Source organism: Streptomyces eurocidicus, assembly GCF_002891295.1.
Taxonomy (GTDB): Bacteria; Actinomycetota; Actinomycetes; order Streptomycetales; family Streptomycetaceae; genus Streptomyces; species Streptomyces eurocidicus.
Map to the genome: position 1 here is coordinate 434,425 of NZ_LGUI01000004.1, position 24,585 is coordinate 459,009.

The 24,585-nt window shown below is 73.9% G+C and carries 21 protein-coding genes; 5 read left to right on the forward strand and 16 right to left on the reverse strand.

Features of this window, described 5'->3' with window-relative positions; genetic code table 11:
• Positions 1-23: 23 nt before the first annotated feature.
• The 8 genes from AF335_RS15990 to AF335_RS16025 all read right to left on the reverse strand — a co-directional run bounded on the left by AF335_RS15990 (position 24) and on the right by AF335_RS16025 (position 12,197).
• Positions 24-2,408 carry a bifunctional salicylyl-CoA 5-hydroxylase/oxidoreductase gene (locus tag AF335_RS15990; protein ID WP_102919256.1) on the reverse strand — a complete coding sequence of 795 codons (2,385 nt, stop codon included), beginning with the start codon at positions 2,406-2,408 and terminating at the stop codon, positions 24-26.
• 32 nt (positions 2,409-2,440) lie between these two features.
• Positions 2,441-3,274, reverse strand: coding sequence for an enoyl-CoA hydratase family protein (locus AF335_RS15995; protein WP_102919054.1), 834 nt, complete (start codon positions 3,272-3,274; stop codon positions 2,441-2,443).
• Positions 3,275-3,501: 227 nt separating this feature from the next.
• A complete protein-coding gene (argF, locus tag AF335_RS16000) occupies positions 3,502-4,506 on the reverse strand; it encodes an ornithine carbamoyltransferase (RefSeq protein ID WP_102919055.1) in 1,005 nt (334 codons plus the stop codon).
• Between the two features lie 60 nt (positions 4,507-4,566).
• On the reverse strand, positions 4,567-5,859 hold the full coding sequence (locus AF335_RS16005; RefSeq protein WP_228772864.1) for an arginine deiminase: 1,293 nt from the start codon (positions 5,857-5,859) through the stop codon (positions 4,567-4,569).
• A gap of 129 nt (positions 5,860-5,988) precedes the next feature.
• Positions 5,989-8,721 (reverse strand): polynucleotide kinase-phosphatase, encoded by a 2,733-nt coding sequence (locus AF335_RS16010; protein WP_102919056.1) that lies wholly within the window; start codon positions 8,719-8,721, stop codon positions 5,989-5,991.
• Complete coding sequence (locus AF335_RS16015) at positions 8,718-10,205, reverse strand: 3' terminal RNA ribose 2'-O-methyltransferase Hen1 (protein ID WP_102919057.1); 1,488 nt, start codon at positions 10,203-10,205, stop codon at positions 8,718-8,720. The genes AF335_RS16010 and AF335_RS16015 overlap by 4 nt, the downstream gene beginning before the upstream one ends.
• A gap of 104 nt (positions 10,206-10,309) precedes the next feature.
• Complete coding sequence (mmuM, locus tag AF335_RS16020) at positions 10,310-11,218, reverse strand: homocysteine S-methyltransferase (RefSeq protein WP_102919058.1); 909 nt, start codon at positions 11,216-11,218, stop codon at positions 10,310-10,312.
• Positions 11,219-11,273: 55 nt separating this feature from the next.
• Complete coding sequence (locus AF335_RS16025; RefSeq protein WP_102919059.1) at positions 11,274-12,197, reverse strand: LLM class F420-dependent oxidoreductase; 924 nt, start codon at positions 12,195-12,197, stop codon at positions 11,274-11,276.
• Positions 12,198-12,444: 247 nt separating this feature from the next.
• On the opposite strand from AF335_RS16025, the gene AF335_RS16030 reads away from it, so the two are divergent.
• Positions 12,445-12,639: a hypothetical protein gene (locus AF335_RS16030; protein ID WP_102919060.1), complete on the forward strand. Its 195-nt coding sequence runs from the start codon at positions 12,445-12,447 to the stop codon at positions 12,637-12,639.
• 11 nt (positions 12,640-12,650) lie between these two features.
• Here AF335_RS16030 and AF335_RS16035 read toward each other — a convergent pair whose 3' ends face one another.
• From AF335_RS16035 to AF335_RS16055, 5 genes are all read right to left on the reverse strand, one after another.
• Positions 12,651-13,109 carry a DUF6099 family protein gene (locus AF335_RS16035; protein WP_102919061.1) on the reverse strand — a complete coding sequence of 153 codons (459 nt, stop codon included), beginning with the start codon at positions 13,107-13,109 and terminating at the stop codon, positions 12,651-12,653.
• A gap of 195 nt (positions 13,110-13,304) precedes the next feature.
• On the reverse strand, positions 13,305-13,688 hold the full coding sequence (locus AF335_RS16040; RefSeq protein WP_102919062.1) for a nucleotide pyrophosphohydrolase: 384 nt from the start codon (positions 13,686-13,688) through the stop codon (positions 13,305-13,307).
• Positions 13,689-13,733: 45 nt separating this feature from the next.
• Complete coding sequence (locus AF335_RS16045) at positions 13,734-14,924, reverse strand: ATP-binding protein (RefSeq protein WP_244927041.1); 1,191 nt, start codon at positions 14,922-14,924, stop codon at positions 13,734-13,736.
• Between the two features lie 24 nt (positions 14,925-14,948).
• Positions 14,949-15,353: a cell division protein SepF gene (locus AF335_RS16050; RefSeq protein ID WP_102919063.1), complete on the reverse strand. Its 405-nt coding sequence runs from the start codon at positions 15,351-15,353 to the stop codon at positions 14,949-14,951.
• Between the two features lie 128 nt (positions 15,354-15,481).
• Positions 15,482-16,090, reverse strand: coding sequence for a TetR/AcrR family transcriptional regulator (locus AF335_RS16055; RefSeq protein WP_102919064.1), 609 nt, complete (start codon positions 16,088-16,090; stop codon positions 15,482-15,484).
• A 122-nt stretch (positions 16,091-16,212) separates the two neighbouring features.
• Here AF335_RS16055 and AF335_RS16060 point away from each other — a divergent pair, with 122 nt between their 5' ends.
• Positions 16,213-16,398, forward strand: coding sequence for a DUF6243 family protein (locus AF335_RS16060; protein ID WP_102919065.1), 186 nt, complete (start codon positions 16,213-16,215; stop codon positions 16,396-16,398).
• 74 nt (positions 16,399-16,472) lie between these two features.
• Here AF335_RS16060 and erm read toward each other — a convergent pair whose 3' ends face one another.
• Complete coding sequence (gene erm / locus AF335_RS16065; protein WP_170127710.1) at positions 16,473-17,426, reverse strand: 23S ribosomal RNA methyltransferase Erm; 954 nt, start codon at positions 17,424-17,426, stop codon at positions 16,473-16,475.
• Positions 17,427-17,944: 518 nt separating this feature from the next.
• Here erm and car(A) point away from each other — a divergent pair.
• From car(A) to AF335_RS16080, 3 genes are all read left to right on the forward strand, one after another.
• Entirely contained in the window at positions 17,945-19,600 is a 1,656-nt protein-coding gene (gene car(A), locus AF335_RS16070; protein ID WP_102919067.1) for an ABC-F type ribosomal protection protein Car(A), read from the forward strand.
• Between the two features lie 177 nt (positions 19,601-19,777).
• The gene (locus AF335_RS16075; RefSeq protein ID WP_102919068.1) at positions 19,778-20,974 is read left to right on the forward strand and encodes an acyltransferase family protein; all 1,197 of its coding nucleotides are present in this window, start codon (positions 19,778-19,780) and stop codon (positions 20,972-20,974) included.
• Positions 20,975-21,016: 42 nt separating this feature from the next.
• A complete protein-coding gene (locus AF335_RS16080) occupies positions 21,017-21,682 on the forward strand; it encodes an O-methyltransferase (protein ID WP_102919069.1) in 666 nt (221 codons plus the stop codon).
• Between the two features lie 66 nt (positions 21,683-21,748).
• Here the strand turns inward: AF335_RS16080 and AF335_RS16085 are convergent, their stop codons facing one another.
• Positions 21,749-23,023 (reverse strand): activator-dependent family glycosyltransferase, encoded by a 1,275-nt coding sequence (locus AF335_RS16085; protein WP_102919070.1) that lies wholly within the window; start codon positions 23,021-23,023, stop codon positions 21,749-21,751.
• Between the two features lie 215 nt (positions 23,024-23,238).
• Complete coding sequence (locus AF335_RS16090; protein ID WP_102919071.1) at positions 23,239-24,468, reverse strand: cytochrome P450 family protein; 1,230 nt, start codon at positions 24,466-24,468, stop codon at positions 23,239-23,241.
• Positions 24,469-24,585 lie beyond the last annotated feature (117 nt).

Consider the following 24,585-nt stretch of genomic DNA (forward strand, 5'->3'; position numbering starts at 1 on the left):
CCCGGCGGGTGCGGGCGGTCCGTTCAGGCCCGCCTCCCCGTCGGCGGCTTGCGGCTGCCCGCGCGGTAGGGGGCGGGCCACGGCGCGCCAGGACCCGTATAGCCCTGGTCGGCGGCGGCGTGCAGGGTCCAGTGGGGGTCGTAGAGGTGCGGGCGGGCGAGGGCGCAGAGGTCGGCGCGGCCCGCCAGGATCAGCGAGTTGACGTCGTCCCAGGAGGAGATGGCGCCGACGGCGATGACCGGGACGCCCGCCTCGTGCCGGACGCGGTCGGCGAACGGCGTCTGGTACGAGCGGCCGTAGGCGGGCCGTTCGTGGGGGACGACCTGGCCGGTGGAGACGTCGAGGGCGTCGGCGCCGTGGGCGGCGAAGGCGCGAGCGACGGCGACCGCGTCCTCGCCGGTGGTGCCGCCGTCCGCCCAGTCCGTGGCGGAGATCCGGACGGTCATGGGCCGGTCGGCGGGCCAGACGGCCCGTACGGCGTCGAAGACCTCCAGGGGGTAGCGCAGCCGGCCCGCGAGGTCGCCGCCGTAGGCGTCGGTGCGGTGGTTGGTGAGCGGGGAGAGGAAGGAGGAGAGCAGGTATCCGTGTGCGCAGTGGAGTTCGAGGAGGTCGAAGCCGGCGCGGGCGGCGGCCTCGGCGGAGCGGACGAACTCCTCGCGGATCCGGGCCATGGCGCCGGTGGTGAGGGCCCGCGGGGTCTGGCCGACGCCGGGCCGGTAGGGCAGTGGCGAGGGGGCGACGAGGGGCCAGTTGCCGCTGGGGAGCGGGTCGTCGATGCCCTCCCACTGGCGCCGGGTGGAGCCCTTGCGGCCGGAGTGGCCGAGCTGGACGCCGAGCGCGGTGCCGGGCGCCTGGGTGTGGACGAAGTCGGTGATACGCCGCCAGGCCGTCTCGTGCTCCGGTGCGTAGAGGCCCGCGCAGCCGGGGGTGATCCGGCCCCGGGCGCTGACGCAGACCATCTCGGTCATGACGAGCCCGGCGCCGCCGAGGGCACGGGCGCCGAGGTGGACGAGGTGGAAGTCGCCGGGGGTGCCGTCGACGGCGGAGTACATGTCCATCGGGGAGACCACGACGCGGTTGCGCAGGGTCAGGCCGCGCAGCCGGAAGGGCGTGAACATGGGCGGGGTGCCGGGCGGTACGCCGGCTTCCGCCTCGACGGAGGCGACGAAGCCGGGGTCGCGCAGCCGGAGGTTGTCATGGGTGACGCGGCGGCTGCGGGTGAGGAGGTCGAAGGCGAAGCGGCGCGGCGGACCGCCCGTGTGGAAGGAGAGGTCCTCGAACCACTCCAGGCTGGCGCGGGCGGCCCGCTGGGTGGACTCGACCACCGGGCGCCGCTCGGCCTCGTACGCGGCGAGGGCCCCGGGGACGTCGGGCCGCTCCCTGAGGTGGCCGGCGAGCGCCAGGGCGTCCTCGACGGCGAGCTTGGTGCCGGAGCCTATGGAGAAGTGGGCGGTGTGCGCGGCGTCGCCGAGCAGGACGGTGTTGCCGTGGGACCAGTGGGCGTTGACGACGGTGCGGAAGGCGGTCCAGGTGGAGCGGTTGGCGCGCAGGGGGCGCCCGCCGAGGGCCTCGGCGAAGTACTTGCCGCAGGCCGCCACCGAGGCGGCCTCGTCACAGGCGTCGAGACCCGCGCGGCGCCACACCTCCTCGCGCATCTCGACGACGACCGTGCTGGCGCCGTCGGACGGGTCGTCCGACGGGCGGGAGTAGGGGTAGCCGTGCAGCTGCATCAGGCCGTGCTCGGTCTCGGTGATGTCGAAGCGGAAGGCGTCGAACGCGAAGTCGGCGGAGAGCCAGATATAGCGGCAGCGGTGTGTGGTGAAGGTGGGGCGGAAGTGCTCCCGGTGGGCGTCGCGGGTGCGGCTGTGGACGCCGTCCGCGGCGATGACGAGGTCGTACGAGCGGGCCAGCTCGGCGGCGGGCGGGGCCTCCGCGCGGAAGCGGAGGTCGACGCCCAGCTCCCGGCAGCGCTCGTGGAGGAGCCCGAGGAGCCGGCGGCGGCCGAGGGCGGCGAAGCCGTGGCCGCCGGAGCGCAGGGTGGTGCCGCGGTGGACGACGTCGATCTCGTCCCAGCGGACGAACTCGCGGCACAGCGCGGCGTAGACGTCGGGGTCGGCGCTCTCGATCCCGCCGAGGGTCTCGTCGGAGAGGACGACGCCGAAGCCGAAGGTGTCGTCGGGGGCGTTGCGCTCCCAGAGGGTGATCTCACGGGCGGGGGCGTGACGTTTCAGCAGGGCGGCGGCGTAGAGGCCGCCGGGGCCGCCGCCGATGACCGCGACGCGCCGGGCCAGGGGGGACTTCGCGGGGGCGATGACGGGGACCTGCCCGGGATCGTGCACGGGGGGCGCCACCGGGGGGCGCGTGGTGGCCTTCACAGGGTCGTGCACGGCGGGCGCCGCGGAAGTCATCACGGGGGTCACCGCGGGTTCCTTCACCGGAGTCACCGCCCCCGCCACTCGGGCGGCCGCTTCCCGGTGAAGGCGGCGTGGAACTCGGCGTAGTCGGCGCTGTTCATCAGCAGCGCCTGGGTGGCCGCGTCGAGTTCGACGGCGGCGGCGAGGGGCATGTCGAGCTCGGCGGTCAGCAGGGCCTTGGTCTGGGCGTGGGCGAGTGCGGGGCCGTCGGCGAGGCGGCGGGCGAGGGCCGCGGCCTCGGTGTGGGCCGCGCCCTCGGCGGTGAGCCGGCTGATCAGGCCGATGCGCTCGGCCTCGGGGGCGGCCACGGGTTCGCCGAGCATCAGCAGCCGGGTGGCGTGGCCGAGACCGACGACGCGGGGCAGGAGGTAGGCGGCGCCCATGTCGCCGCCGGAGAGGCCGACCTTGGTGAAGAGGAAGGCGAAGCGCGCGGTGGGGTCGGCGACCCGGAAGTCGGCGGCGAGCGCGAGGACGGCGCCGGCCCCGGCGGCGACCCCGTGCACGGCGGCGATCACGGGGAAGGGGCACTCGCGTAAGGAGCGGACGACCTGTCCGGTCATCCGGTTGAAGTCGAGGAGCCGGCCGGTGTCCATGGCCAGGGTGGCGCCGATGATGTCGTCGACGTCACCGCCGGAGCAGAAGCCCCGGCCCTCGCCACCGAGCACCAGGGCGCGCACGGAGCCGTCGCGGGCCAGTTCGGGCAGCAGGTCGCGCAGGTCGGCGTAGGCGCCGAAGGTGAGGGCGTTGAGCTTGCCGGGGCGCGCGAAGGTGACGGTCGCGACGCCGGCGTCGAGGGTCAGGCGCAGGTGCCGCCAGTCCTCGGTGGGGGTCCGGTTCGCCGATCCGGTGAAAGGACTCATGGGGCGGCGGCCTCCTTCAGCCGGGGCTGTCGGGCGAGTGCCTGTGCCGTGAAGTTATCACCGGTACGTGACTGTCGTCACGAGTGCGCGATAGCGCCTGGCGGCGCGGGCGGGTGGGCCGGCGGGGGATTTTCCCCTACCCGCCCCTTCCCGAACCGGGGCTCCGCCCCGGACCCCGGTCCTCAATCGCCGGACGGGCTTGTTCTTCGAGCCCGTCCGGTATCGCCTCAGTCCCGCGCCAGCGTCGCCACCAGCACGGCCTTGATCGTGTGCATCCGGTTCTCCGCCTGGTCGAAGACGACCGAGTGCGGGGACTCGAAGACCTCGTCCGTGACCTCCAGGGACGTCAGGCCGTGCCGCTCGTGGATCTCCCGGGCGACCGTGGTCCCGAGGTCGTGGAAGGCGGGCAGGCAGTGCAGGAACTTCACCGCGGGGTTGCCGGTGGCGCGCAGGACGTCCATGGTCACGGCGTACGGCGCGAGCAGCGCGATCCGCGCGTCCCAGACCTCCTTGGGCTCCCCCATCGACACCCAGACGTCCGTGGCGACGAAGTCCGCGCCCCGGACGCCCTCGGCGACGTCCGCGGTGAGGGTGATCCGGGCGCCGCTCACGGCGGCGAGCCGGCGGGCCACGGCCACGATCTCCGGGTCGGGCCAGAGCTCCTCGGGGGCCACGATCCGCACGTCCATGCCGAGGAGGGCACCGGTGACGAGGTAGGAGTTGCCCATGTTGTAGCGGGCGTCGCCGAGGTAGGCGTAGGCGACGTGCTCCAGGGACTTGGCCGTGTGCTCGGACATGGTGAGGACGTCGGCGAGCATCTGCGTGGGGTGCCACTCGTCGGTGAGGCCGTTGAAGACGGGGACCCCGGCGTGGGCGGCCAGCTGCTCCAGGATGTGCTGGCCGTGGCCCCGGTACTCGATGGCGTCGAACATCCGGCCGAGGACCCGCGCGGTGTCCTTGACCGACTCCTTGTGGCCGATCTGGGAGCCCGCCGGGTCGAGGTAGGTGGTCCGGGCGCCCTGGTCCGCCGCGGCGACCTCGAAGGCGCAGCGGGTGCGGGTCGAGGTCTTCTCGAAGACCAGCGCGATATGCCGGCCGCGCAGCAGAGGCTCCTCGACGCCCGTCCGCTTGGCCGCCTTGAGCTCGGCGGCGAGCTCCACGAGACCGTGGAACTCCTCGGCGGTGAAGTCCGTCTCCTTGAGGAAGTGGCGGCCCTTGAGGTCTGTCGCCATGGGGTGGGCTCCTAGCTCGCGACTGCGGGAAAATGGAACTGTATACGACGCACCGCATCGCTATGCAGCCGGGTGGGTGGAACCGCCTCCCGGGACGCCACCGGCACCGGCCGCCCGCGCGACCGTCGCGCCCACGGGGTCCCGCTCCAGGGGACAGCTCATGCAGCGCGGCCCGCCCCTGCCGCGCCCCAGCTCGCTGCCCGGGATCGTGATGACCTCGATCCCATTTTTACGCAGATGGGTGTTGGTCGTCGCGTTCCGCTCGTAGGCGACGACCACACCCGGCTCGATGGCCAGCACATTGCAGCCGTCGTCCCACTGCTCCCGCTCCGCCGCGTGCACGTCCTGCGTCGCGGTGAGCACCCGGATCGAGTCGAGCCCCAGGGCCGCCGCGATGGCCCGGTGCATATGCTCCGGGGGGTGGTCGGAGACCTTCAGCTCGCGCTCCCCGGCGCCCGGCGCGATCGTGTACGAGCGGAGCATGCCGAGCCCCGCGTACTGCGTGAAGGTGTCGCCGTCCACCATGGTCATCACCGTGTCCAGGTGCATGAACGCCCGCCGCTTGGGCATGTCCAGGGCCACGATGGTGCGGGCGGAACCGGCGGCGAAGAGCCGGTGGGCGAGCATCTCCACGGCCTGCGGCGTGGTCCGCTCGCTCATCCCGATCAGCACCGCGCCCTCGCCGATCACCAGGACGTCGCCGCCCTCGATCGTCGACGGATAGGCCGCCTGCCCCTCGGACCAGACATGGAAGCCGCCCGGGGAGAACATCGGGTGGTGTCGGTAGACGGCCTCGTAGTGCACCGTCTCGTGCCAGCGGGCCGGCCAGCGCATGGCGTTCACGCACACCCCGTCGTAGATCCAGGCGGAGGTGTCCCGGGTGAAGAGGTGGTTGGGCAGCGGGTTGATCAGGAAGTCGTCCAGCTCCATGGCGTGGAAGCGGACGGAGACCGGCTCCGGGTAGCGCTCCAGGAACTCCCGCTTGGTCATCCCGCCGACCAGCCAGGAGCCCAGCTCGGCGGCCGGCAGCCCGTCGAAGGCGGCCCGCAGGTGGCCGGTGGCGAGCGGCCCGTACTCCTTCTCGTCGAAGACCCGGTCCAGGACGAGCGAGCGCGCCCCCGGCCACTCCAGGCTCTCGTCCAGCAGGTCCTGGAAGAAGTGGACCTCGACCCCGCGCTCGCGCAGCACGTCCGCGAAGCCGTCGTGCTCGGCACGGGCCCGCCGCACCCACAGCACGTCGTCGAAGAGCAGGGCATCCTTGTTGGACGGGGTGAGCCGCTTCAGCTCCAGACCGGGCCGGTGCAGTATGACGCGGCGCAGCCGCCCGGCCTCGGAATCGACATGGAATCCCATCTCCCCATCCTGACCCCGGCGGGCCGTGATCACGCAGATCCGGCGCGGGACACGGCCGTGGCGGGCGACGGTTGCGCGCGTGCGGCGGAGGGGGCCCGGCGGCGACCGCCGCCGGGCCCCCTCCCCGGCCTACAGCCGGGGGTCCACCGGCTCGGACTCCAGCGCCAGGACCGCGAAGACCGCCTCGTGGACCCGCCACAGCGGCTCCCCCGCCGCCAGCCGGTCCAGCGCCTCCAGGCCGAGCGCGTACTCCCGCAGGGCGAGGGAGCGCTTGTGGCCGAGGGCGCGCTCGCGCAGCCGGGCGAGGTTGTCGGGGCGGGTGTACTCGGGGCCGTAGACGATCCGCAGGTACTCCCGGCCGCGGCACTTCACGCCGGGCTGGACGAGCCGGCCGTCGGCGCGCTCGGCGAGCCCCTGGAGGGGCTTGACGACCATGCCCTCGCCGCCCGCGCCGGTGAGCTCCAGCCACCAGCGCGTTCCGGCGGCGACGGACTCCTCGTCCCCGGTGTCGACGACGAGGCGGCGGGTGGGGGCGAGCAGCCGGTTCCGGTACACGGATCCGGCGCCGTCGGCCGCGGACCGCTCCGCCGCGATCATCCGGTCGATCAGCGCCAGCTGCTCGTCGTGCGGCAGCCCGGCCAGGCTGCGGCCCCGGGCGGCCAGGATCTGGAACGGCGCCATACGGATGCCGTCGAGGCCGTCCGTGCCCGGAGTGCCGCGCGTGCCAGGCCGCTCGCGGCCGGTCTCCTCGGCCTCGCCCGGCCAACCGCGCCCGGCGTCGCCCACCGGCCAGCAGTAGCGGCCGTACGCCTCCGTGAACGCCCGCGCGTCCTCGGCCCGCTCGCGCTGCCGGCCGAGCGGCCCGGAGACGTCCACGCCACGGGCCGCGGCGGCCTCCAGGGCGGCCAGCGCCGCGGGCAGGGCCGCGCCGGCCGCGGCGCCGACGGCCGCGTACTGATGGCGCAGCAGCCCGGCGGCCTTCAGCGACCAGGGCATCAGCTCGGCGTCCAGCAGCAGCCAGTCGGTGTCCAGCTCCTCCCACAGGCCGGCCCCGCAGACCGCCTCGCGCAGCCGGCCGAGGACCCGCCCGGCCGTCGCGGGGTCGTCGAAGAACGGCCGGCCGGTGCGGGTGTACACGGCGCCGGTCGCGCCGTCGGCCGCGCCGAAGCGCTCGCGCGCCACATCCGCGTCACGGCAGACGAGCGCCACCGCGCGGGACCCCATGTGCTTCTCCTCGCACACCACCTCGCGCACGCCGTCGGCCCGGTAGGCGGCGAACGCCTCGGCCGGGTGCTCCAGATAGCCGTCCTCCTTCGAGGTCGCGCACGGTGCCATGGTCGGCGGGAGGTAGGGCAGCAGCCGGGGGTCGACGGCGAAGCGGCTCATCACCTCCAGGGCGGCCGCGGCGTTCTCCTCCTTCACGGCCACCCGGCCCATGCGCCGGGTCTCGACGACCCGGCGGCCGGTGACGTCCGTCAGGTCCAGCGGGCGGCCGTCGGCCCCGCCGGGCGCCTCGCTCGCCAGCGGCTTCACCGGTTCGTACCAGACCCGCTCGGCGGGTACGTCCACGAGCTCGCGCTCGGGCCAGCGCAGGGCCGTCATCCGGCCGCCGAAGACGGCGCCGGTGTCGAGGCAGATGGTGTTGTTCAGCCAGGTGGCCGACGGGGTCGGGGTGTGGCCGTAGACGACGGCGGCGCGGCCCCGGTAGTCCTCGGCCCAGGGGTAGCGCACGGGCAGGCCGAACTCGTCGGTCTCGCCCGTCGTGTCGCCGTACAGGGCGTGCGAGCGGACCCGGCCGGAGGTGCGGCCGTGGTACTTCTCCGGCAGGCCGGCGTGGCAGACGACGAGCCCGCCGCCGTCCAGTACGTAGTGGCTGACCAGCGACTCGATGAACTCCCGCACCCGCTCGCGGAACTCCGGGTCGGCGGCGTCCTCCCGCTCCAGCTGCTCGATCGTCTCGGCGAGGCCGTGGGAGGGCCGGACCGTGCGGCCCTTGAGGTGGCGGCCGAGCTTGTTCTCGTGGTTGCCCGGGACGCACAGGGCGTGCCCGGCGGCGACCATGCCCATGACCAGGCGCAGCACGCCGGGGCTGTCGGGGCCGCGGTCGACGAGGTCGCCGACGAAGACGGCGGTGCGCCCGCCGGGGTGCGCGGCGTCCACCGGCCGGCCGGCGGCGTCGCGGACGAGGGCGTAGCCCAGCTTCGTCAGCAGGGTCTCCAGCTCGGAGCGGCAGCCGTGGATGTCGCCGACGATGTCGAACGGGCCGGTGAGGTGGCGCAGGTCGTTGAACCGGCGCTCCAGGACGATCTCGGCGGACTCCGCCTCGGCGACGCCGCGCAGCACGTGCACCTTACGGAAGCCCTCGCGCTCCAGGTGGCGCAGGGAGCGGCGGAGTTCCCGCTGGTGGCGCTGGACGACATGGCGGGGCAGGGTGGCGCGCTCGGGGCGGGCGGCGTTGCGGGCGGCGCAGACGGCCTCGGGCATGTCGAGGACGACGGCCACGGGCAGCACGTCGTGCTCGCGCGCCAGCCGGACGAGCTGCTTGCGGCTCTCGGGCTGGACGTTGGTGGCGTCGACGACCGTCAGCCGGCCGGCGGCGAGCCGCTTTCCGGCGATGTGGTGCAGGACGTCGAAGGCGTCGGCGCTGACGCTCTGGTCGTTCTCGTCGTCACCGACCAGGCCGCGGCAGAAGTCCGAGGACAGGACCTGGGTGGGCTTGAAGTGGCGGGCGGCGAAGGTGGACTTGCCGGATCCGGTGGCGCCGACGAGGACGACGAGGGAGAGATCGGGGACGGCGAGGACGCGAGGCTTCTCCGGGCCGTCGCCGGGGGCGGCCGTCGGGGTGGCGGGGCTGGTGGTCATACGGCGGTCGCCTCCTTCGGGAGGGTCGTGGTGGTGGTGCGGGCGGGCTCGGGGGCGGCGTCCCGCTGCCGGAAGACGGCCATCTGGGTGGGCGGCCCCACCTCGGGGTCGTCGTCCCCCACGGGGGTGAACTCCACTCCGTATCCGTGCCGTTCGGCGACGGCGCCGGCCCAGGAGCGGAACTCCTCGCGGGTCCACTCGAAGCGGTGGTCGGGGTGGCGTACGTGCCCGGCGGGGAGGGTCTCCCAGCGCACGTTGTACTCGGCGTTGGGCGTCGTGACGACGACCGTGGCCGGGCGGGCCGCGCCGAACACCGCGTACTCCAGGGCGGGCAGCCGGGGCGGGTCCAGGTGCTCGACGACCTCGCTGAGCACGGCGGCGTCGTACCCGGCCAGCCGCCGGTCGGTGTAGGCGAGGGAGCCCTGGAGGAGCCGCACCCGGGCGGACTGGCGCTCGGTCATCTGCTCCAGGCGCAGCCGCCGGGCCGCCTCCCTCAGGGCGCGGACCGACACGTCGACGCCGACGACCTCGGTGCAGCGGGGGTCCTTGAGCAGCTCGCCGACCAGCTGGCCCTGCCCGCAGCCGAGGTCGAGGACGCGGGCGGCGCCGGCGACGCGCAGCGCCTCGACGACGGCCTCGCGCCGCCGCACGGCCAGCGGGACCGGCTTCTCGGCGGTGTCCTTCTCCTCGTCGACCGCGTTGTCGAGGGTCTCCGGCTCGGCGTCGTCGGCCTCGGCGAGCCGGGCGAGGGCGTCGCGGGTGAGGGTGCGGCGGCGGGCGAGGTAGCGGTCGGCGATCAGCACCTGTTCGGGGTGGCGTTCCAGCCAGCCCTCGCCGGCGCGCAGGAGCTTCTCCACCTCGTCGGGCGAGACCCAGTAGTGCTTGGAGTCGTCGAGGACCGGGAGGAGGACATAGAGGTGGCGCAGGGCCGCCGAGAGTGTCAGCTCGCCCTCCAGCACCAGGTGGACGTAGCGCGAGTCGCCCCACTCGGGGAACCGCTCGTCCAGGGCCACCGGGTCCGCGGTCACGGTCCAGCCCAGCGGGGCGAAGAGCCGCTCCACCAGGCCGGCACCGCCCCGCGCGGGCAGGGCGGGCACCTCGACGCGCAGCGGCCGGGGCACGCCGGGCAGCTCGGGCCGGGCGGCGCACTGGCCCTTGACGGCGCTGTTGAAGACGCCGCCGAGCGCGACGGCGAGCAGCGAGGACGCCGCGTAAGGGCGGTCGTTGACGTACTGCGCGAGCGCGGAGTCGGGGGTCGCGCCGCGGCCCCTGGCGCCCTTGGCCCGCCGTACCAGCGCCACGGGGTCGATCTCCAGGAGCAGCGCCGCCGTGCAGCGGTCGGCGGTCGCCTCGGGGTAGAGGACGTGCGCTGTGCCGTGCGCGGTGGAGAACCGCTGCGCGCGGTCGGGGTGCTTGTGCAGCAGGAAACCGAGGTCGGTGGCGGGGGATCCGGCGGTGCCGGTGGTACTTATCGTCAGGAACACCCGCCTGATTATCGTGTCTCGTTCGCCCCGTTTCCCAGTTCTTTTTCCGCTCCGCACGGCGAGGGCACGGCCCACTACCCCACCGGGGCCCCCGGGGCCCCGCCTCATGGGCGGAGGACGCGGGCCAGTTCCGCGATGCGGTCGGGGCCCACCCGGCAGCAGCCGCCGACGAGACGCGCACCGGCGGACCGCCAGCCGGCGACGCGGGCGGGGTCGAACGTGGGCCGGCCGCGCCAGGCCCGCGCCCGGGCGTCCCACTCCTCGCCGCTGTTGGAGTAGACGACCACGGGCTTCCCCGTGGCCGCCGCGGCGAGGGCGACGGCCCGGTCGGCGTCGGCCGGCTCGCAGCAGTTGACGCCGACGGCTATCACCTGGTCGTTCCCGGCGGCGAGGGCGAAGGCGTCGCGCAGCGGCTGCCCGGCCCTGGTGTGCTCGCCCGCGACGCTGTAGGAGAGCCAGACCGGCACCCCGCAGGGCGCCGCGGCCCGGAGCAGGGCCTCGGCCTCGTCCATGTCCGGGACGGTCTCCAGGGCGAGGACGTCCGGGGCGGCCGCCGCGAGCGTCTCGACGCGCGGCCGGTGGAACCGCTCCAGCTCGGCCACGCTCAGGCCGTACCGGCCGCGGTACTCGCTGCCGTCGGCGAGCATCGCGCCGTAGGGCCCGACCGAGGCCGCGACCCAGGGCCGGGGGCCCTCCTCGCCCCCGGCCGCACGGGCCAGCGCCACACTGCTCCGCAGCAGGGCCGCCGCCTTCTCCCGCCCGATGCCCCGCCGGGCGAAGCCCTCGAACGTGGCCTGATAACTGGCGGTGATGAGCACCTGCGCGCCCGCCCGCGCATAGGCGGCGTGCGCCGCCCGGATCTGCCCGGGGTCGTCGGCGAGCAGCCGGGCCGACCACAGCGCGTCGGACAGATCGCAGCCCTGCGCCACGAGCTGGTTGGACAGACCGCCGTCCAGGACGAGCGGTCCGCGCGCCAGCGCGTCGGCGAGCGGCGGGGCGGGAGCGGGCGTCATGGGTACTCCTCGGGTTCGGTGGTCCTCGTCGGCTGCCGGCGGTCCCCGCCCGGCGTCAGCCGAGCTGGGAACCGACCTCCGAGGAAATCAGCTCCAGGTGATCGAGGTCGTCCAGGTCCAGGATCTGGAAGTAGATCCTGGACGAGCCCATCTCCGCATAGCGGCCGATCTTGTCGACCACCTCGGCGGGCGAGCCGGCCAGGCCGTTGGCCTTGAGCTCCGCCACGTCACGGCCGATGACGGCCGCCCGCCGCGCCACCTCGGCGTCGTCCTTGCCGACACAGGCGACCAGGGCATTGGAGTACACCAGGTCGTCCTTCTTGCGGCCGAACTCCTCGGCCGCGGCCCGCACCCGGCCGAACTGCCGCTCGCTGTCCTCGACCGAGGCGAAGGGGATGTTGAACTCGTCCGCGTACTGCGCGGCGAGCCGGGGCGTGCGCTTCGCGCCGTGGCCGCCGATCAGCACCGGCACCTTGCCCTGGGCGGGCTTGGGCAGCGCCGGGGAGTCGGACAGCTGGTAGTACGTGCCGTCGAAGTCGAAGGTCTTGCCGGCCTCCGTCGCCCACAGCCCCGTGACGATCGCGAGCTGCTCCTCCAGGCGGCCGAACTTCTCCTTCGGGAAGGGGATGCCGTACGCCTTGTGCTCCTCCTCGAACCAGCCCGCGCCCAGGCCCAGCTCGACCCGGCCACCGGACATCTGGTCGACCTGTGCGACCTGGATGGCCAGCACCCCGGGCAGCCGGAAGGTGCCCGCGGTCATCAGCGTGCCGAGCCGGACGCGCCGGGTCTCCCGGGCGAGACCCGCCAGCGTGATCCAGGCGTCGGTCGGGCCGGGCAGGCCGTCGGCGGAGCCCATGGCGAGATAGTGGTCGGAGCGGAAGAAGGCGTCGAAGCCGAGGTCCTCGGTGGCCTTGGCCACGGTGAGCAAGGTGTCATAGCTCGCCCCTTGCTGGGGCTCGGTGAAGATACGCAGATCCATACCTCCATCCTGCCTTGCCGAACAGGCGTCAACCGCCCACCCGCAGCCCCGCCCCACCCTCCCCGGTCGGGTGAATTCGGCCCGCCCGGGACGGGTGGCGAAGGGCTCGCCAGTGTCCGGGGCGGCCGGTGGTCGTTGGCTCGGGCGGAGCCGGACCGCCCGGCCCCCGCACCGGTGTCCGCTGCCGGAGGCGACGACCGTGACGCCGCCCACCCGCATCGGGAGGGCCAGGGCCGAGGAGGCCGCGATGACCCAGGAAGCCGTGCCCGAAGAAACGGTGCCCGCACAGGCCGCTCCCGCGCAGCAGGGCGCGCCCAAGGGCCTGCTGCAGCAGATGGAGGAGCTGATGGCGGCGCTGAACGCCGATCTGTCGCAGCTCGACGCCGATCTCCAGTCGCCCGGCGAGCGCTCCCCGCACGGCGGCGGAGGCGGTGCCGGCTGAGCGTCGGCCCCTCACGCGGCGCCTCCCTCGCGCTCGCGCAGGGCGAGCCGTCTCTGTAACCAGCGCACGCGGTCGCTCGTCTCGTCGGCGGCGTCGATCGCTTCTATGCACTGCCAGTACAAGGCGTCCTCGTCCGACGAGCAGGCCACGCCCACCAGGGCTATGCCGACCTCCCCGAGCAGGCCGCACAGGCCCGCCAGCGCGACCCAGGGATCGCGCACCTCGCTGAGGTGCCCCGCCCTTATCGCCCCGGCGCGCAGCGTCTGACGCAGCGCGCCGGAGGCGCGGGCGCCGGCCTCGCTCAGACCGCCCGCCGCGGCCCGCGCCTCGAACGGCCCGTGGACCGCGAGATGGCTTCCGATGGCACCCGCCAGGGCCTGGGTCTGCCATGCCTCCCCGACGATCTCCTGCACCGCCCTGGCCTGCGCCAAAGCCGTCCGGGTGGCTCCGATGAGCCGCGTTGCGTCCATGTCCGGTCCCCCACTTTCCGACACTGCCGCCCTACCGACCGCTTCTCACTACTCAGCGTGACGGCTAACCGCCGGAAACGCCAGGGGAATTCAGAAATCTGTGGATACCAGATGCGGTGTGGAGAACTCAATCACTCCGGAGAGTGACGAACCGCCAGATCTGGACCCACTCACTCCGGTACCGGTCCATCCGGCTCAGTTCGATTCGCCGCCACCGCCCCGACCCGACCGGTCGGCCCGGGGGAACCGCCGCTCATTGCGGTCGATCTTCGCCGCCAGCGCGGCCGCCGCGTCCACCCCGAGCGCCTGGCAGAACTGGAGCAGATACGCCAGGACGTCCGCGACCTCGTCCTCCACCCGGCCCGCCGTGTCCGGGTCCGACATCACCCGCTCCGACTGCTCCGGCGTCAGCCACTGGAAGATCTCCACGAGTTCGGCGGCCTCGACGCTCAGCGCCGTCGCGAGGTTCTTCGGGGTGTGGAACGGCTGCCAGTCCCGCGCCGCCGCGAACTCCGCCAGCCGGAGCTGCAGGGCCTTCAGCTCGCCGGGCCCTCCGGAAGCGGGAACCGAAGCGGACACCTCGGAAGCCTCATACTCTTGCCATTTTTCGCTCACCCCCCAGGTCTACCACCGACACCCCCTGCTCCCCGGCCACCGGAATCCCGCCCCGGCCCTCCCCCTCGGACTCCCCGCGCCACCCCGCACCGACCCCACCAACCGCACATGCCCCCGCTCGCACATCCGTCCCGCCACCGCCAGCAGCTCGCGCGTCTGCCCCGGGTCCAGGCACCGGTCGAGGCCGTCCGCCAGCACGGTGAGCGCCTGCCGCGCGGGCAGCACCTCCGCGACCGGGTCCATGTCCAGCACCCCCGGTCCCGTCATGAGCACCAGGCACAGGGCCAGATAGCGCAGCTCACCGTCGCCCAGCCGCTCCAGCGGCGTCCCGGCGCCCCGCGCCCGGCCCAGGACCGCCCGGACGAGACCGCCCTCCAGGTGCTGCGCCGACAGCTCTTCCACCGGGCCCCGGCAGCCCGCCGCCACCGCCGCGACCAGGGCCGCGTGCCGGGTGGCGCACTCGTGGCGGGTGCGGGCGAGGACCGCGGCGACGTTGTCGCAACGCCCGCGCAGCAGTCCGTCGCGCACCGGGACCGGGGCCCGCATCAGCTCCGGGCGCGGGTCGCAGGCGAAGACGGAGCGCAGCGCCACCACGACCTGTTCGGCGGCGTCGAGGACCAGCCGCTGACCCGCCGTCTTGCCCGAGACGCGCAGCGGCAGCAGCGCCGTACCGAGCCGGTCGTCCGGCAGGGGCGCACGGGTGACGGGCACGGCCCCGGCCGTGTGCCAGGCGGCCTCGACCCGGCGCAGCCCGGGGTCGCGCAAGGCCGTGGAGAGCAGGGTGCGCCCCCCGCCGGTCAGCCGTTCGCCGACCATGCGGAGCTCGGGTTCGGCCTGGACGGCGATGTCGAGCAGCACCGGCCCCGCGGGTCCCTCGACGGTGCAGCCGATGCGGAACCCCCGCCGGCCCTGGGCGTCCGGCCGGGCCCGGTGCGGCACACAGGCGGGGGCGCCGCCGGCCACGGAGGCGAGGGCCTCCTCCAGGGTGTCGCCGCCCGCGAGCCGGGCGAGCGCCTCGTACGCCTGGAGGGCGCTGGACTTGCCGCTGCCGCTCGGCCCCCGGAAGAGCGTCAGCGGCCCGAGGGGGAAGACGGCGTTGCGGTGCGTCCGGAAGGCGGAGAGGCGCAGTTCGGTCACCGCGGGCCGCGGGGGCGGCAGAGCAGCGGCCGGCAGCGGCGGTCGGGCACGGCTTACGTCCATGCCCGGACCGTATGTGCCGGCCGGTCAGCCAAACCGTTTTAGCTGATCACTCTTCCTACGATCGGGGTACCCCGAGGCCACCTCCGTGCCTTCGGGGGCGAGCAGAAAGACATTGGTGTCGACCCGGTGCATGCCGCTGCCCAGGCCGAAGACGACGCCGCTGGAGAAGTCCAGGATCCGCTTGGCGACGTCGGTGTCGGCGCTGGTGAGGTCGAGCAGCACCGGGACGCGGGCGATCAGGTGCTCGGCGACCTCACGGGCGTCCGCGAACACCTGGACGCGCAGCACGACGAGCTGACGCCGGTTCGGCTCCGGCTCCGCCTCGGGCAGGGCCCGGTGGTTGGGCCAGGACGGCCAGGCGTGGCCGCGCAGCGGCACGACCTCGGCCAGGCCCTCCCACTGCTCATCGGTGGCCTCGGACCTGTTCACCGGATCACCCCTCCGGGGAACGTAGTGGCTATGTACATCCCACAATCCTAGGGACAAACACCCCGCTGGGCCGAATGACACACCGTCCGGCCGCCGGTCGCTCCTTCCCGGGGCGCCCCGTCCGGCGGTCAGGAGGGCCGCGGCGCCAGTCCGCGCAGGACGAGGTCGACGAGCGTGTCGGTGTACGCGTGGGTGAGCGGGGCGTCGCCCATCAGCCAGCGGAAGGCGAGGGGGCCGGTGAGGAGTTCCAGGGCGACGCGGAGGTCGATGCCCGCCTCGACCTGGCCGCTCCGCTGCGCCGCGCCCAGGCGCCGGACGTACAGCCGGAGTTGGGGCTCCAGGATGCCGCTGACCAGTTGCGCGCCGAGGGCGGCGTCCGCGATGCCGGCGGCCGCGAGGGCGCGGGCGGGCAGGTCGTACCGGGGGTGGCTCATGGTGTCGGCGGTGGCGCGGAGGACGGCCTTGAGGTCGGCGGCGAGGTCCCCGGTGTCGGGGATGTCCCGGACGGCCCCGCTCGCGTCCTGGCAGAGGTGGAGAACGGCGTCCCGGAGGACGGCGGCCTTCGACGGCCACCAGCGGTAGACGGTCTGCTTGCCGACCCCGGCGCGGGCGGCGATGGCCTCGACCGTCAGCTTGGAGTACCCGACCTCGCTGACGAGTTCGAGGGTGGCTCCCATGATCGCGTGGTGGGACCGGCGGCGGTAGCGCGTGGCGGATGGTGCGCAGTTGGAGGACATGCCGCGTAGCCTAGACCTCGGCGAACCGATACGTATCGTCTTGACAAGACGATACGTATCGTCCAGACTCTTGGATATGCCGAGACGGAACGCCTCGGCTTACCGACGGAAGGAGAACCCTGATGGGCAAGGGATCAGGAAACATGCTGGGCGTCGGCGGCACCCGCGCCAACCTCTCCCGCAGCGCGATGCGCGGCGGCAAGAAGGGTGGGGTTCCCAAGAGCGGCACCGACCCGTTGGAACAGAAGCGGGAGCTGCTCCGCAAGCTCAAGGAAGCGCGGTCCACCGATGAATCCCCCGCATCGTGAGGACCCTTCCATGAGAGGGCCGGCCGCGCACGGAGAGCCCGTGCGCGGCCGGTCCGCCCCCCGGCCCGGGGGCGTCAGCGACCGGCCGGCCGACGGCCGGTCCCGGCGGACCGACCGGGCCGCCCGGTCCGGCCGGCGTGATCGGTCCGGTCCTCGCGCTCGACCGGGGCAGCGCGGTGCAGCGCGGCCCAGTCCTGAGCCGTGAGGTCCGTGAGCCGGTCGGCCGGCCGGAGCCCGGCGCCGCGCACGAACCGGGCGTGGCCGCGGCGCAGCACCTTGCGCGCCGCGTCACCGGCGGTCATCTGCCCGGTGTCGAAGAACTCCTGGACGAACCGCTGGTAGGCGGCCCGTTCGCGCCACGGCAGGACCGGCCGGCGGCGGGGCGTGACGAGCAGGGTCAGCGTGTCGGCCCGCGGTACGGGGCTGAAGTCGTGACGGGAGAAGGCGAGCCCCTCGTCGAAGTCGTACCAGGGCTCCCACTGGGCGTTGAAGAGGTTCCCTCCCCAGACCCCGGTGCGTTTGCCCACGTACTCGCGCTGGAGCAGGAATACTCCCCCGCGCATCAGATCAGGCCCCAGGTCGAGGCAGCGCCTCAGAATTCTGGTGCCCGCGACGAAAGGCAGATTGCCTATCAAACGGACGGGCTGTCGCGGCAGGCGTAAGGTCAGAAAGTCCTCGTTGGCCACGGTGACATCCGGAAGCGATTCCGCGGCGAGCCGGCGTGCCCAATGGGTGTCGATCTCGACCGCGAGTAATGGCCGCCCCGCCGAGGCCAGCTCTTTGGTCACCCGGCCGGAGCCCGCTCCTATCTCGACCGTGAGCGTCCCGGCCGGTAAACCGGTCGGTGCGTATGAATCTTCCAGCTGGTCGGAGAACCGGCGGGCGGCGGCTGCGGACCGGAAGAAATTCTGGCCCCACTCCCGTCGCGCGGCATTGCGCGAAGCGGCGGTCCCGGAGGCGGATCTCGGCGGCATCAGCGGTTTCGAGCTCACCCCGGGAACGTACCGTTCCATGATCCGAAGGTCCATCAATTGACAGTGCAAGCAACGGAAATCGGCCATCATCGGACTCGAAGGTTCCGGCAGCCGACCGGACGCCGGACCGGATTTCCGGTCAACGTTCCGATCTTGTCGGGAGAATTTCCGGACAAGCCGGTGAAGTCCCCTGTTCCCGGCGGATTTCCAAGATCTACGGGATCATGGTTCCGGAGATCTTCGAAGCACTGTCGTCATAGTGGGCGCCATAGTAAGTGCCATACAGCGGGGCCGGTACCGGCCGACCTGACACACCACCGGAAGACCCTTGCCGAAGAGTTTTCCGATCACCTAGACTCGGCTCCATGGGATCCCTGTGACAGCCGAAGGTACGGCCGCGTAGAGCTCGACTCCGCCGCCGTATCCCTCCGTGCACTTCTCGAAAACGCCGCAGCGACGTCGCACAGCGCGTCATGTGCCGCTTCGGCCTTCCTTCCGTGCCCTCACGCACCGAAGGACGGCCCAGTGCGCGGATACGACCCCATTCCCGGCTGCGAAAAGGAGGCCCCCGCGTGCGAACCGCGCAACTAGCCCTGCACGACATCACCAAGCGCTACCAGGACCGCGTCGTACTCGACCGCGTCGGTTTCACCGTGAAGCCGGGCGAGAAGGTCGGCGTCATCGGCGACAACGGCTCCGGCAAGTCCACCCTGCTCAAGCTGATCGCCGGCCGCGAGCGGTCGGACAACGGCGCGCTGACGGTGGTGGCCCCGGGCGGCATCGGCTATCTGCCGCAGACGCTGGAGCTGCCGCCCGAGGCCACCGTCCAGGACGCCGTCGACCTGGCCCTGGCCGATCTCCGCGAGATCGAGGCGGGCATGCGACGGGCCGAGGCCGAGCTGGCCGACCGCCCGTACCAAACCGGCCAGGACCGCGAGCTGACCGCGCTCCTGGAGAGCTACGCCGCCCTGGTCGAGCGCTACCAGGCCCGGGGCGGCTACGAGGCGGACTCCCGGGTGGACATCGCCCTGCACGGCCTCGGCCTGCCCGGCCTGGCCCGCGACCGGAAGCTGGGCACCCTGTCCGGCGGCGAGCGGTCGCGGCTCGCCCTGGCCGGGACGCTGGCCTCGGCGCCCGAGCTGCTGCTGCTCGACGAGCCGACCAACGACCTGGACGACCAGGCCGTCGGCTGGCTGGAGAAGCATCTGCGCGGGCACCGCGGCACGGTCATCGCCGTCACCCACGACCGGATGTTCCTCGACCGGCTCACCACCACGGTCCTGGAGGTCGACGCCGGCACGGTCACCCGCTACGGCAACGGCTACGACGGCTATCTCACCGCCAAGGCCACGGAGCGCCAGCGGCGGCTGCGGGAGTACGAGGAGTGGCGCGCCGAGCTGGACCGCAACCGCGAGCTGGTGACCTCCAACGTCACCCGGCTCGACGCCATCCCCCGCAAGATGCCGTTCGCGGTCTTCGGGCACGGCGCGTTCCGGACCCGCGGGCGCGGGCACGGGGCGATGGTGCGGATCCGCAACGCCAAGGAGCGGATCGAGCGGCTGACCGACAACCCCGTCGCGCCGCCGGCCGATCCGCTGTCCTTCACGGCGCGGATCGCCACCGCGGCGGAGGAGGCGGAGCAGCTGGTCGCCGAGCTGTCGGACGTCCGCGTCGGGGACCGTCTCGGCGTCGACTCGCTGACCATCCGGCCGGGCGAGCGGCTGCTGATCACCGGCCCCAACGGCGCGGGGAAGACCACGCTCCTGCGGGTGCTGGCCGGGGAGCTGGACCCGGACGGCGGCTCGGTCAAGGTGTCCGGGCGGGTCGGTCACCTCCGGCAGGAGCAGCCCCCGTGGCCGGCCCGGCTGACGGTGGCGCAGGCGTTCGCCCAGGGGCGGGTCGGCTCCCCCGACGAGCACGTGGAGGCACTGCTGTCCCTCGGTCTGTTCAGCCCGGACGACCTGCGGCAGCGGGTGGGCGAGCTCTCCTACGGGCAGCGGCGCCGGATCGAGCTCGCGCGCCTGGTGACCGAGCCGGTGGACCTGCTCCTGCTGGACGAGCCCACCAACCACCTCTCCCCGGCGCTAGTCGAGGAGCTGGAGCAGGCGCTGACGGACTACCAGGGCGCCGTGGTCGTCGTGACGCACGACCGTCTGATGCGGTCCCGGTTCGACGGCGCGCAGCTGACGCTCGACGAGGGGCGCATCGCCGAATTCAGCGCGGCCTGACGCCACCGGGCCCCGCGCGGGCGTGAGCCGGAGGGGCGGATCCACACCGGATCCGCCCCTCCGACTGTGTCATCTTCTCGTGTCGGCGTGCCGGGGCCTGCCTCAGGATGGGCCCCCCTGATCTCCGGCGATCCAGGACGCCACGTCCTGCCCTGATCCCAAGGAACGAGAAACCCGATGCTCCCTCGCGCCGCCCGCCTGCCCTCGCTGACCGGACTGCGCTGGTTCGCGGCATTGGCGGTGTTCGCCTGTCACCTCTTCCAGCAGGGCATCTTCGCCGATCAGAAGCTCGGTGCGGAGCTGGCGAAGTTCACTCCACTCGGCTCGATCGCCGTGTCGTTCTTCTTCGTGCTCAGCGGTTTCGTACTGACCTGGTCGGTGCGGCGGGAGGACTCCGCCCCGGTCTTCTGGCGGCGCCGGTTCGCCAAGATCTACCCGCTGCACCTCGTGACGCTGTGCATCGCGGGCGCCGTCATCCTCGGTCTCTCGGAACCCGTCCTGCCGGGCGGTTCGGTGTGGGACGGGCTGGTGCCCGATCTGCTCCTCCTGCAGTCCTGGCTGCCGGAGCCGTCCGTGATCTCCGGTTTCAACACCCCGAGTTGGTCGCTCTCCTGCGAGCTGGCCTTCTACGCCTCCTTCCCGCTGTGGTTCCGGCTCTTCCGGCGGATGCCCGGGAAGCGGCTGTGGTGGTGGGCCGGCGGGCTGGCCGCGGCGGTCGTCTGCGTGCCGTTCGCGGCCGCGCTCCTCCCGGAGAGCGCCGAGGTCGCCCCGGGCATGCCGCTGAACGAGCTGTGGTTCGTCTACTGGTTCCCGCCGGTCCGCGCGCTGGAGTTCGTCCTCGGCGTCGTGATGGCGCTCATCCTCGGCAAGGGCCTGTGGCGCGGCCCCGGCGTGGGGCTGTCCGCGCTGCTGCTCGCCGGGGGCTTCGCCCTCACCCAGGCCGTGCCCGCGATGTTCACCCTCAACGCGGCGACCGTGATCCCGGCCACCCTGCTGATCACCGCGGCGGCCGACGCCGACGTGCGCGGCCTGCCCACCTGGGGGCTGCGGTCCGCGGCGCTGGTCCGGCTGGGCGAGTGGTCGTTCGCCTTCTACCTGATCCACTTCATCGTCATCCGCTACGGGCACCGGCTGCTCGGCGGCGACCTGGGCTACGCCAAGCAGTGGGACACCCCCGGGGCGATCGGCGTGGCCCTGCTGGGGGTGGCCGTCGCCACCTGTGCCGCCGCGCTGCTGCACACCTTCGTCGAGAAGCCCGCCATGCGCCTGCTGGGCGGGCGCCGCCGTCCCGTCGCCCGGCAGGACGGCACCTCCCCGGCACCCGCCGCCCCGGCCACCGTTCCGGACGCGGCGCCGGACCCGGCACGCGCCTGACCACCGGGCACCGCCCTCGAAGCCTTCGAAAGGACCGTGAGCGTGGCAGACCAGACCACCCTCAGCCCCGCCCTGCTGGAGTACGCCCGGAGCGTCTCCCTGCGCGACGATCCGCTCCTGCGCGAGCTGTACGAGCTGACCGCGCGCCTGCCCGGCGGGCGCGCCATGCAGATCATGCCCGAGGAGGCGCAGTTCCTGGCGCTGCTCGTCCGGCTCACCGGTGCCCGCGAGGTGCTGGAGATCGGGACGTTCACCGGGTACAGCACGCTGTGCATGGCGCGGGCGCTGCCGCCCGGCGGCCGGCTCGTCACCTGTGACATCACCGACAAGTGGCCCGGTGTGGGCGCCCCGTTCTGGGAGCGGGCCGGGGTGGCCGACCGGATCGAGCTGCGCGTCGGCGACGCCGTGGAGACCCTGGCCGGTCTGCGGGCCGACGGGGGCGACGACACCTTCGACCTGGTGTTCGTCGACGCCGACAAGACCGGGTACCCGCACTACTACGAGGAGGCGCTCCGGCTGGTGCGCCCCGGCGGGCTGGTGGCGGTCGACAACACACTGTTCTTCGGCCGGGTGGCCGACCCCGAGTGCCACGACCCCGACACCGAGGCGGTGCGCGCGCTCAACGAACGGCTGCGGGACGACGCGCGCGTGGACGTCTCGCTGCTGACCGTGGCCGACGGGATCACCCTGGCGCGCAGGCGCGAGTGACCGCCGGCACCCGCCGTACGGGGAAGGGGCCCACCGCCGAAGCGGTGGGCCCCTTCCCCGTGGGCGTCAGTGCCGGGACACGGCCCGGTGGGCGCCGGCGAGGCGTTCCAGGGTGGGGACGATCCCGGCCGGCGCGGGGTCGGCGAGCATCTCCTCGCGCAGCCGGCGGGCGCCGTCCCGGATCGCGCGGTCGCCCACGGCCGCGAGCACCGCGTCGGCGAGCTTCTCCGCCGTGAGCTCCGCGGGCGGGAGGCTGAACCCGGCGGAGAGGCGCTGGAGTTGCTGCGCCTTGATCGGCGCGTCCCACAGGGAGGGCACGACGATCTGCGGGACGCCGTGCAGCATGGCCGTGGACCAGGTGCCGGCCCCGCCGTGGTGGATGATCACGGAGCAGCTGGGCAGCAGCGCGTCGAGGGGGACGAAGTCGACGGGCACGACGTTGCCGGGCAGCTCGCCGACGAGTTCGCGCTGGGAGTCGTCCAGGGTGGCGATCACCTCGATGTCCAGCCGCCCCAGCGCCTCCAGGAGCTGCGGGTAGGAGACGGCGTCACGGCCGTAGGTCTCGCGGGCGGAGACGCCGAGGGTGAGGCAGACGCGCGGCCGGGCGGGCGGCTCGGAGAGCCAGGGTTCGATGACGGCGCGGCCGTTGTAGGGGACGTAGCGCATGGGGACCGTGGTCTGGCCGAGGTCCAGGCGGGTGCTGCGGGCGCCGGGGTCGATCACCCAGTGGCCGAGCACGTCCCGTTCGTCGTACGCGCACCCGTACCGCTCCAGGGTCCAGCCCAGCCATTCGGCCAGGGGGTCCTCGCGGAGCTCCGCCGGCTGTTCGGCCAGCGCCCGGAGGAATCGCTTCCGGGAGCGGCCGATGGTGTCGGGGCCCCAGAGGATACGGGCGTGGGCGGCCCCGCAGGCCCGTGCGGCGACGGGTCCCGCGTAGGTCCAGGGCTCCCAGACGACCAGGTCGGGGCGCCAGTCACGGGCGAAGTCGACGACGGCGTCCATGGTCGCCGCGCCGTTGAACGGGGCGAAGCAGAGGGCGGACATCATCGTCTGCTGGCCGAGGAGGTACTCCCAGGTGGTCTCCTCCGGGGTCTCGTGCTCGGTGAACTCGAAGCCCTTCTGGTACGGCACGAGGTCGCCGCCCATCTCGGCGAGCAGTTCGACGGCCGGCTTGTCGTCGCCCACGGGGACGGCGGTCAGACCGGTGGAGGTGATGACGTCGGTGAGCGAGGGCGGGCTGGCCACCCGGACCTCGTGGCCGGCCGCGCGCAGCGCCCAGGCCAGTGGCACCAGGCTGTAGAAGTGGGTGTTGTGGGCGAGGGAGGTCAGCAGGACGCGCACGGTGACTCCGGGCTCTCCTAGGACGGGTGGATGGACTGCGGGCCCGGGCGGGGCGGACGGGCCCGGGTGCGACGGCCCTTCACGGCCGCCGACGGCACCCGTACGGCGTCCGCGGGACACCCGGGGCCGTACGGGGGCCGCGCGGCGGGCGTGGCAGGCGGGCGGGCCGTGTGCCGCGCGGTCGGGCCGTACGGGACGACGGGTGCCGGCGGCTGTCAGGCCCGTACGGGGCAGCGGGCGTAGGCGCGCAGGACGGGCGAGCGGGGCCGGGTCAGGGCGGGTCCGGCGGTGCTCAGGCCGGGCAGGGCCGTGGCCAGGGTCTGGACCGCGGTGGTGACGGCCAGGCGGACGAGCGGGAGGGCGAGGGCGAAGTGCGGGCCGTCCGGGCCGCCGAGCGGCTCCGGGCCGGGGAGGTCGCGCCCGGCGGTGGCGAGGACGACGACGTGGCCGTCGGCGGGTACGCGCCGCCCGGCGAGTTCGACGTCCTCGTGGGCGACCCTGCTCTCCAGGCGGAACGCGGGCTCCTCGCGGAGGGTCCGGTCGGTCTCCTCCGCCGCCGTGGCCGGTCGCCGGGCCGCCGCCCAGGCGCCCGGACGGCCGAGGAGCCGCAGCACCGTGCCGGCGACGGCGGTGGCCGCGGGCTCGGGGGCGCCGAGGGCGAGGAGCAGCGCGATGCGCTCGACGTCGCGGGGCGGGACGCCGTCGCCCAGCAGCCGCCCCAGGGCGTCGCCCGCCGCGCGGGCTCCGGCGGGCCGCCTGCCTCGTGCGGCGACGAGCTCCGCGAGCAGGCCGGCCGTCTCCTCGACGGCGGCGGCGGAATCCCGCGCGACGGCGAGCGTCTGCGGGGTGAACCGGCCGTCGAGCTGGGGCGCGCAGCGGGCGAGCAGGCCCGCCGCTGCCTCCCGGTCGCCCTCCGGGACGCCGAGGACCCGCAGGACGAGCCCGGCGGCGCAGGGGCGGGCGAGCTCGGCGACCAGGTCGAAGCCGGCGCCCGCCGCGGGCAGGTGCCTGCGGAGCAGCCGGCGGGCCGCGCCGGGCGCGTCGCAGGACCCTTCGGCGAGGGCGGTGCGCCCGAGCACCGGTTCCGCCGTGGCGCGCAGCCGGGCGAGCTCGGCGCGCTCGTGGCCGGGGAAGGCGGTGGAGAGCGGTAGCAGGTCCGCGTCCGGGCGGGCGCCCGCCCGGTCCCGGGTCCCGAAGCGCGGGTCGGACAGGACGGCGGCCGCGGTGGCGGGGTCGGCGGTGACCCAGGTGCCGAGCAGGTCGCTGCGGTACCAGGGGCCCCGGTCGCGGACGAGGTCCTCGTACGGGGCGGGGTGGTCGGTGCCGGCGCGCAGGATCAGGGCGTACGGGTCGCCCTGGTTGCCCGCGAACCATTGGCCGGCGCGGCTCAGCTGGAGCCTGCGGCCGAGCTCGCGGGTGGTGTCGTCCGTGGCGGTGGTGGGCATGGCTTCCTCTCGTGGGCCTTGCGGGCTTTGTGTGGGCGGGGGGGGGGGGTGTGCGTGTGCCCTGCGGGCGGCCTTTTCCCCTACCCGCCCCTTCCCGTACCGGGGGCTCCGCCCCCG

Bases quoted from the DNA above. Each gene is read 5' to 3' on its own strand.
- AF335_RS16010 (WP_102919056.1), bottom strand. From the start codon at position 8,721: ATGACCACCAGCCCCGCCACCCCGACGGCCGCCCCCGGCGACGGCCCG.
- AF335_RS16035 (WP_102919061.1), bottom strand. From the start codon at position 13,109: ATGGACGCAACGCGGCTCATCGGAGCCACCCGGACGGCTTTGGCGCAG.
- AF335_RS16045 (WP_244927041.1), bottom strand. From the start codon at position 14,924: ATGGACGTAAGCCGTGCCCGACCGCCGCTGCCGGCCGCTGCTCTGCCG.
- AF335_RS16090 (WP_102919071.1), bottom strand. From the start codon at position 24,468: ATGCCCACCACCGCCACGGACGACACCACCCGCGAGCTCGGCCGCAGG.
- AF335_RS16060 (WP_102919065.1), top strand. From the start codon at position 16,213: ATGGGCAAGGGATCAGGAAACATGCTGGGCGTCGGCGGCACCCGCGCC.
- argF (WP_102919055.1), bottom strand. From the start codon at position 4,506: ATGGCGACAGACCTCAAGGGCCGCCACTTCCTCAAGGAGACGGACTTC.
- AF335_RS15995 (WP_102919054.1), bottom strand. From the start codon at position 3,274: ATGAGTCCTTTCACCGGATCGGCGAACCGGACCCCCACCGAGGACTGG.
- AF335_RS16075 (WP_102919068.1), top strand. From the start codon at position 19,778: ATGCTCCCTCGCGCCGCCCGCCTGCCCTCGCTGACCGGACTGCGCTGG.
- AF335_RS16030 (WP_102919060.1), top strand. From the start codon at position 12,445: ATGACCCAGGAAGCCGTGCCCGAAGAAACGGTGCCCGCACAGGCCGCT.
- AF335_RS16025 (WP_102919059.1), bottom strand. From the start codon at position 12,197: ATGGATCTGCGTATCTTCACCGAGCCCCAGCAAGGGGCGAGCTATGAC.
- AF335_RS15990 (WP_102919256.1), bottom strand. From the start codon at position 2,408: ATGACTTCCGCGGCGCCCGCCGTGCACGACCCTGTGAAGGCCACCACG.
- mmuM (WP_102919058.1), bottom strand. From the start codon at position 11,218: ATGACGCCCGCTCCCGCCCCGCCGCTCGCCGACGCGCTGGCGCGCGGA.
- erm (WP_170127710.1), bottom strand. From the start codon at position 17,426: ATGGACCTTCGGATCATGGAACGGTACGTTCCCGGGGTGAGCTCGAAA.
- AF335_RS16005 (WP_228772864.1), bottom strand. From the start codon at position 5,859: ATGGGATTCCATGTCGATTCCGAGGCCGGGCGGCTGCGCCGCGTCATA.
- AF335_RS16055 (WP_102919064.1), bottom strand. From the start codon at position 16,090: ATGTCCTCCAACTGCGCACCATCCGCCACGCGCTACCGCCGCCGGTCC.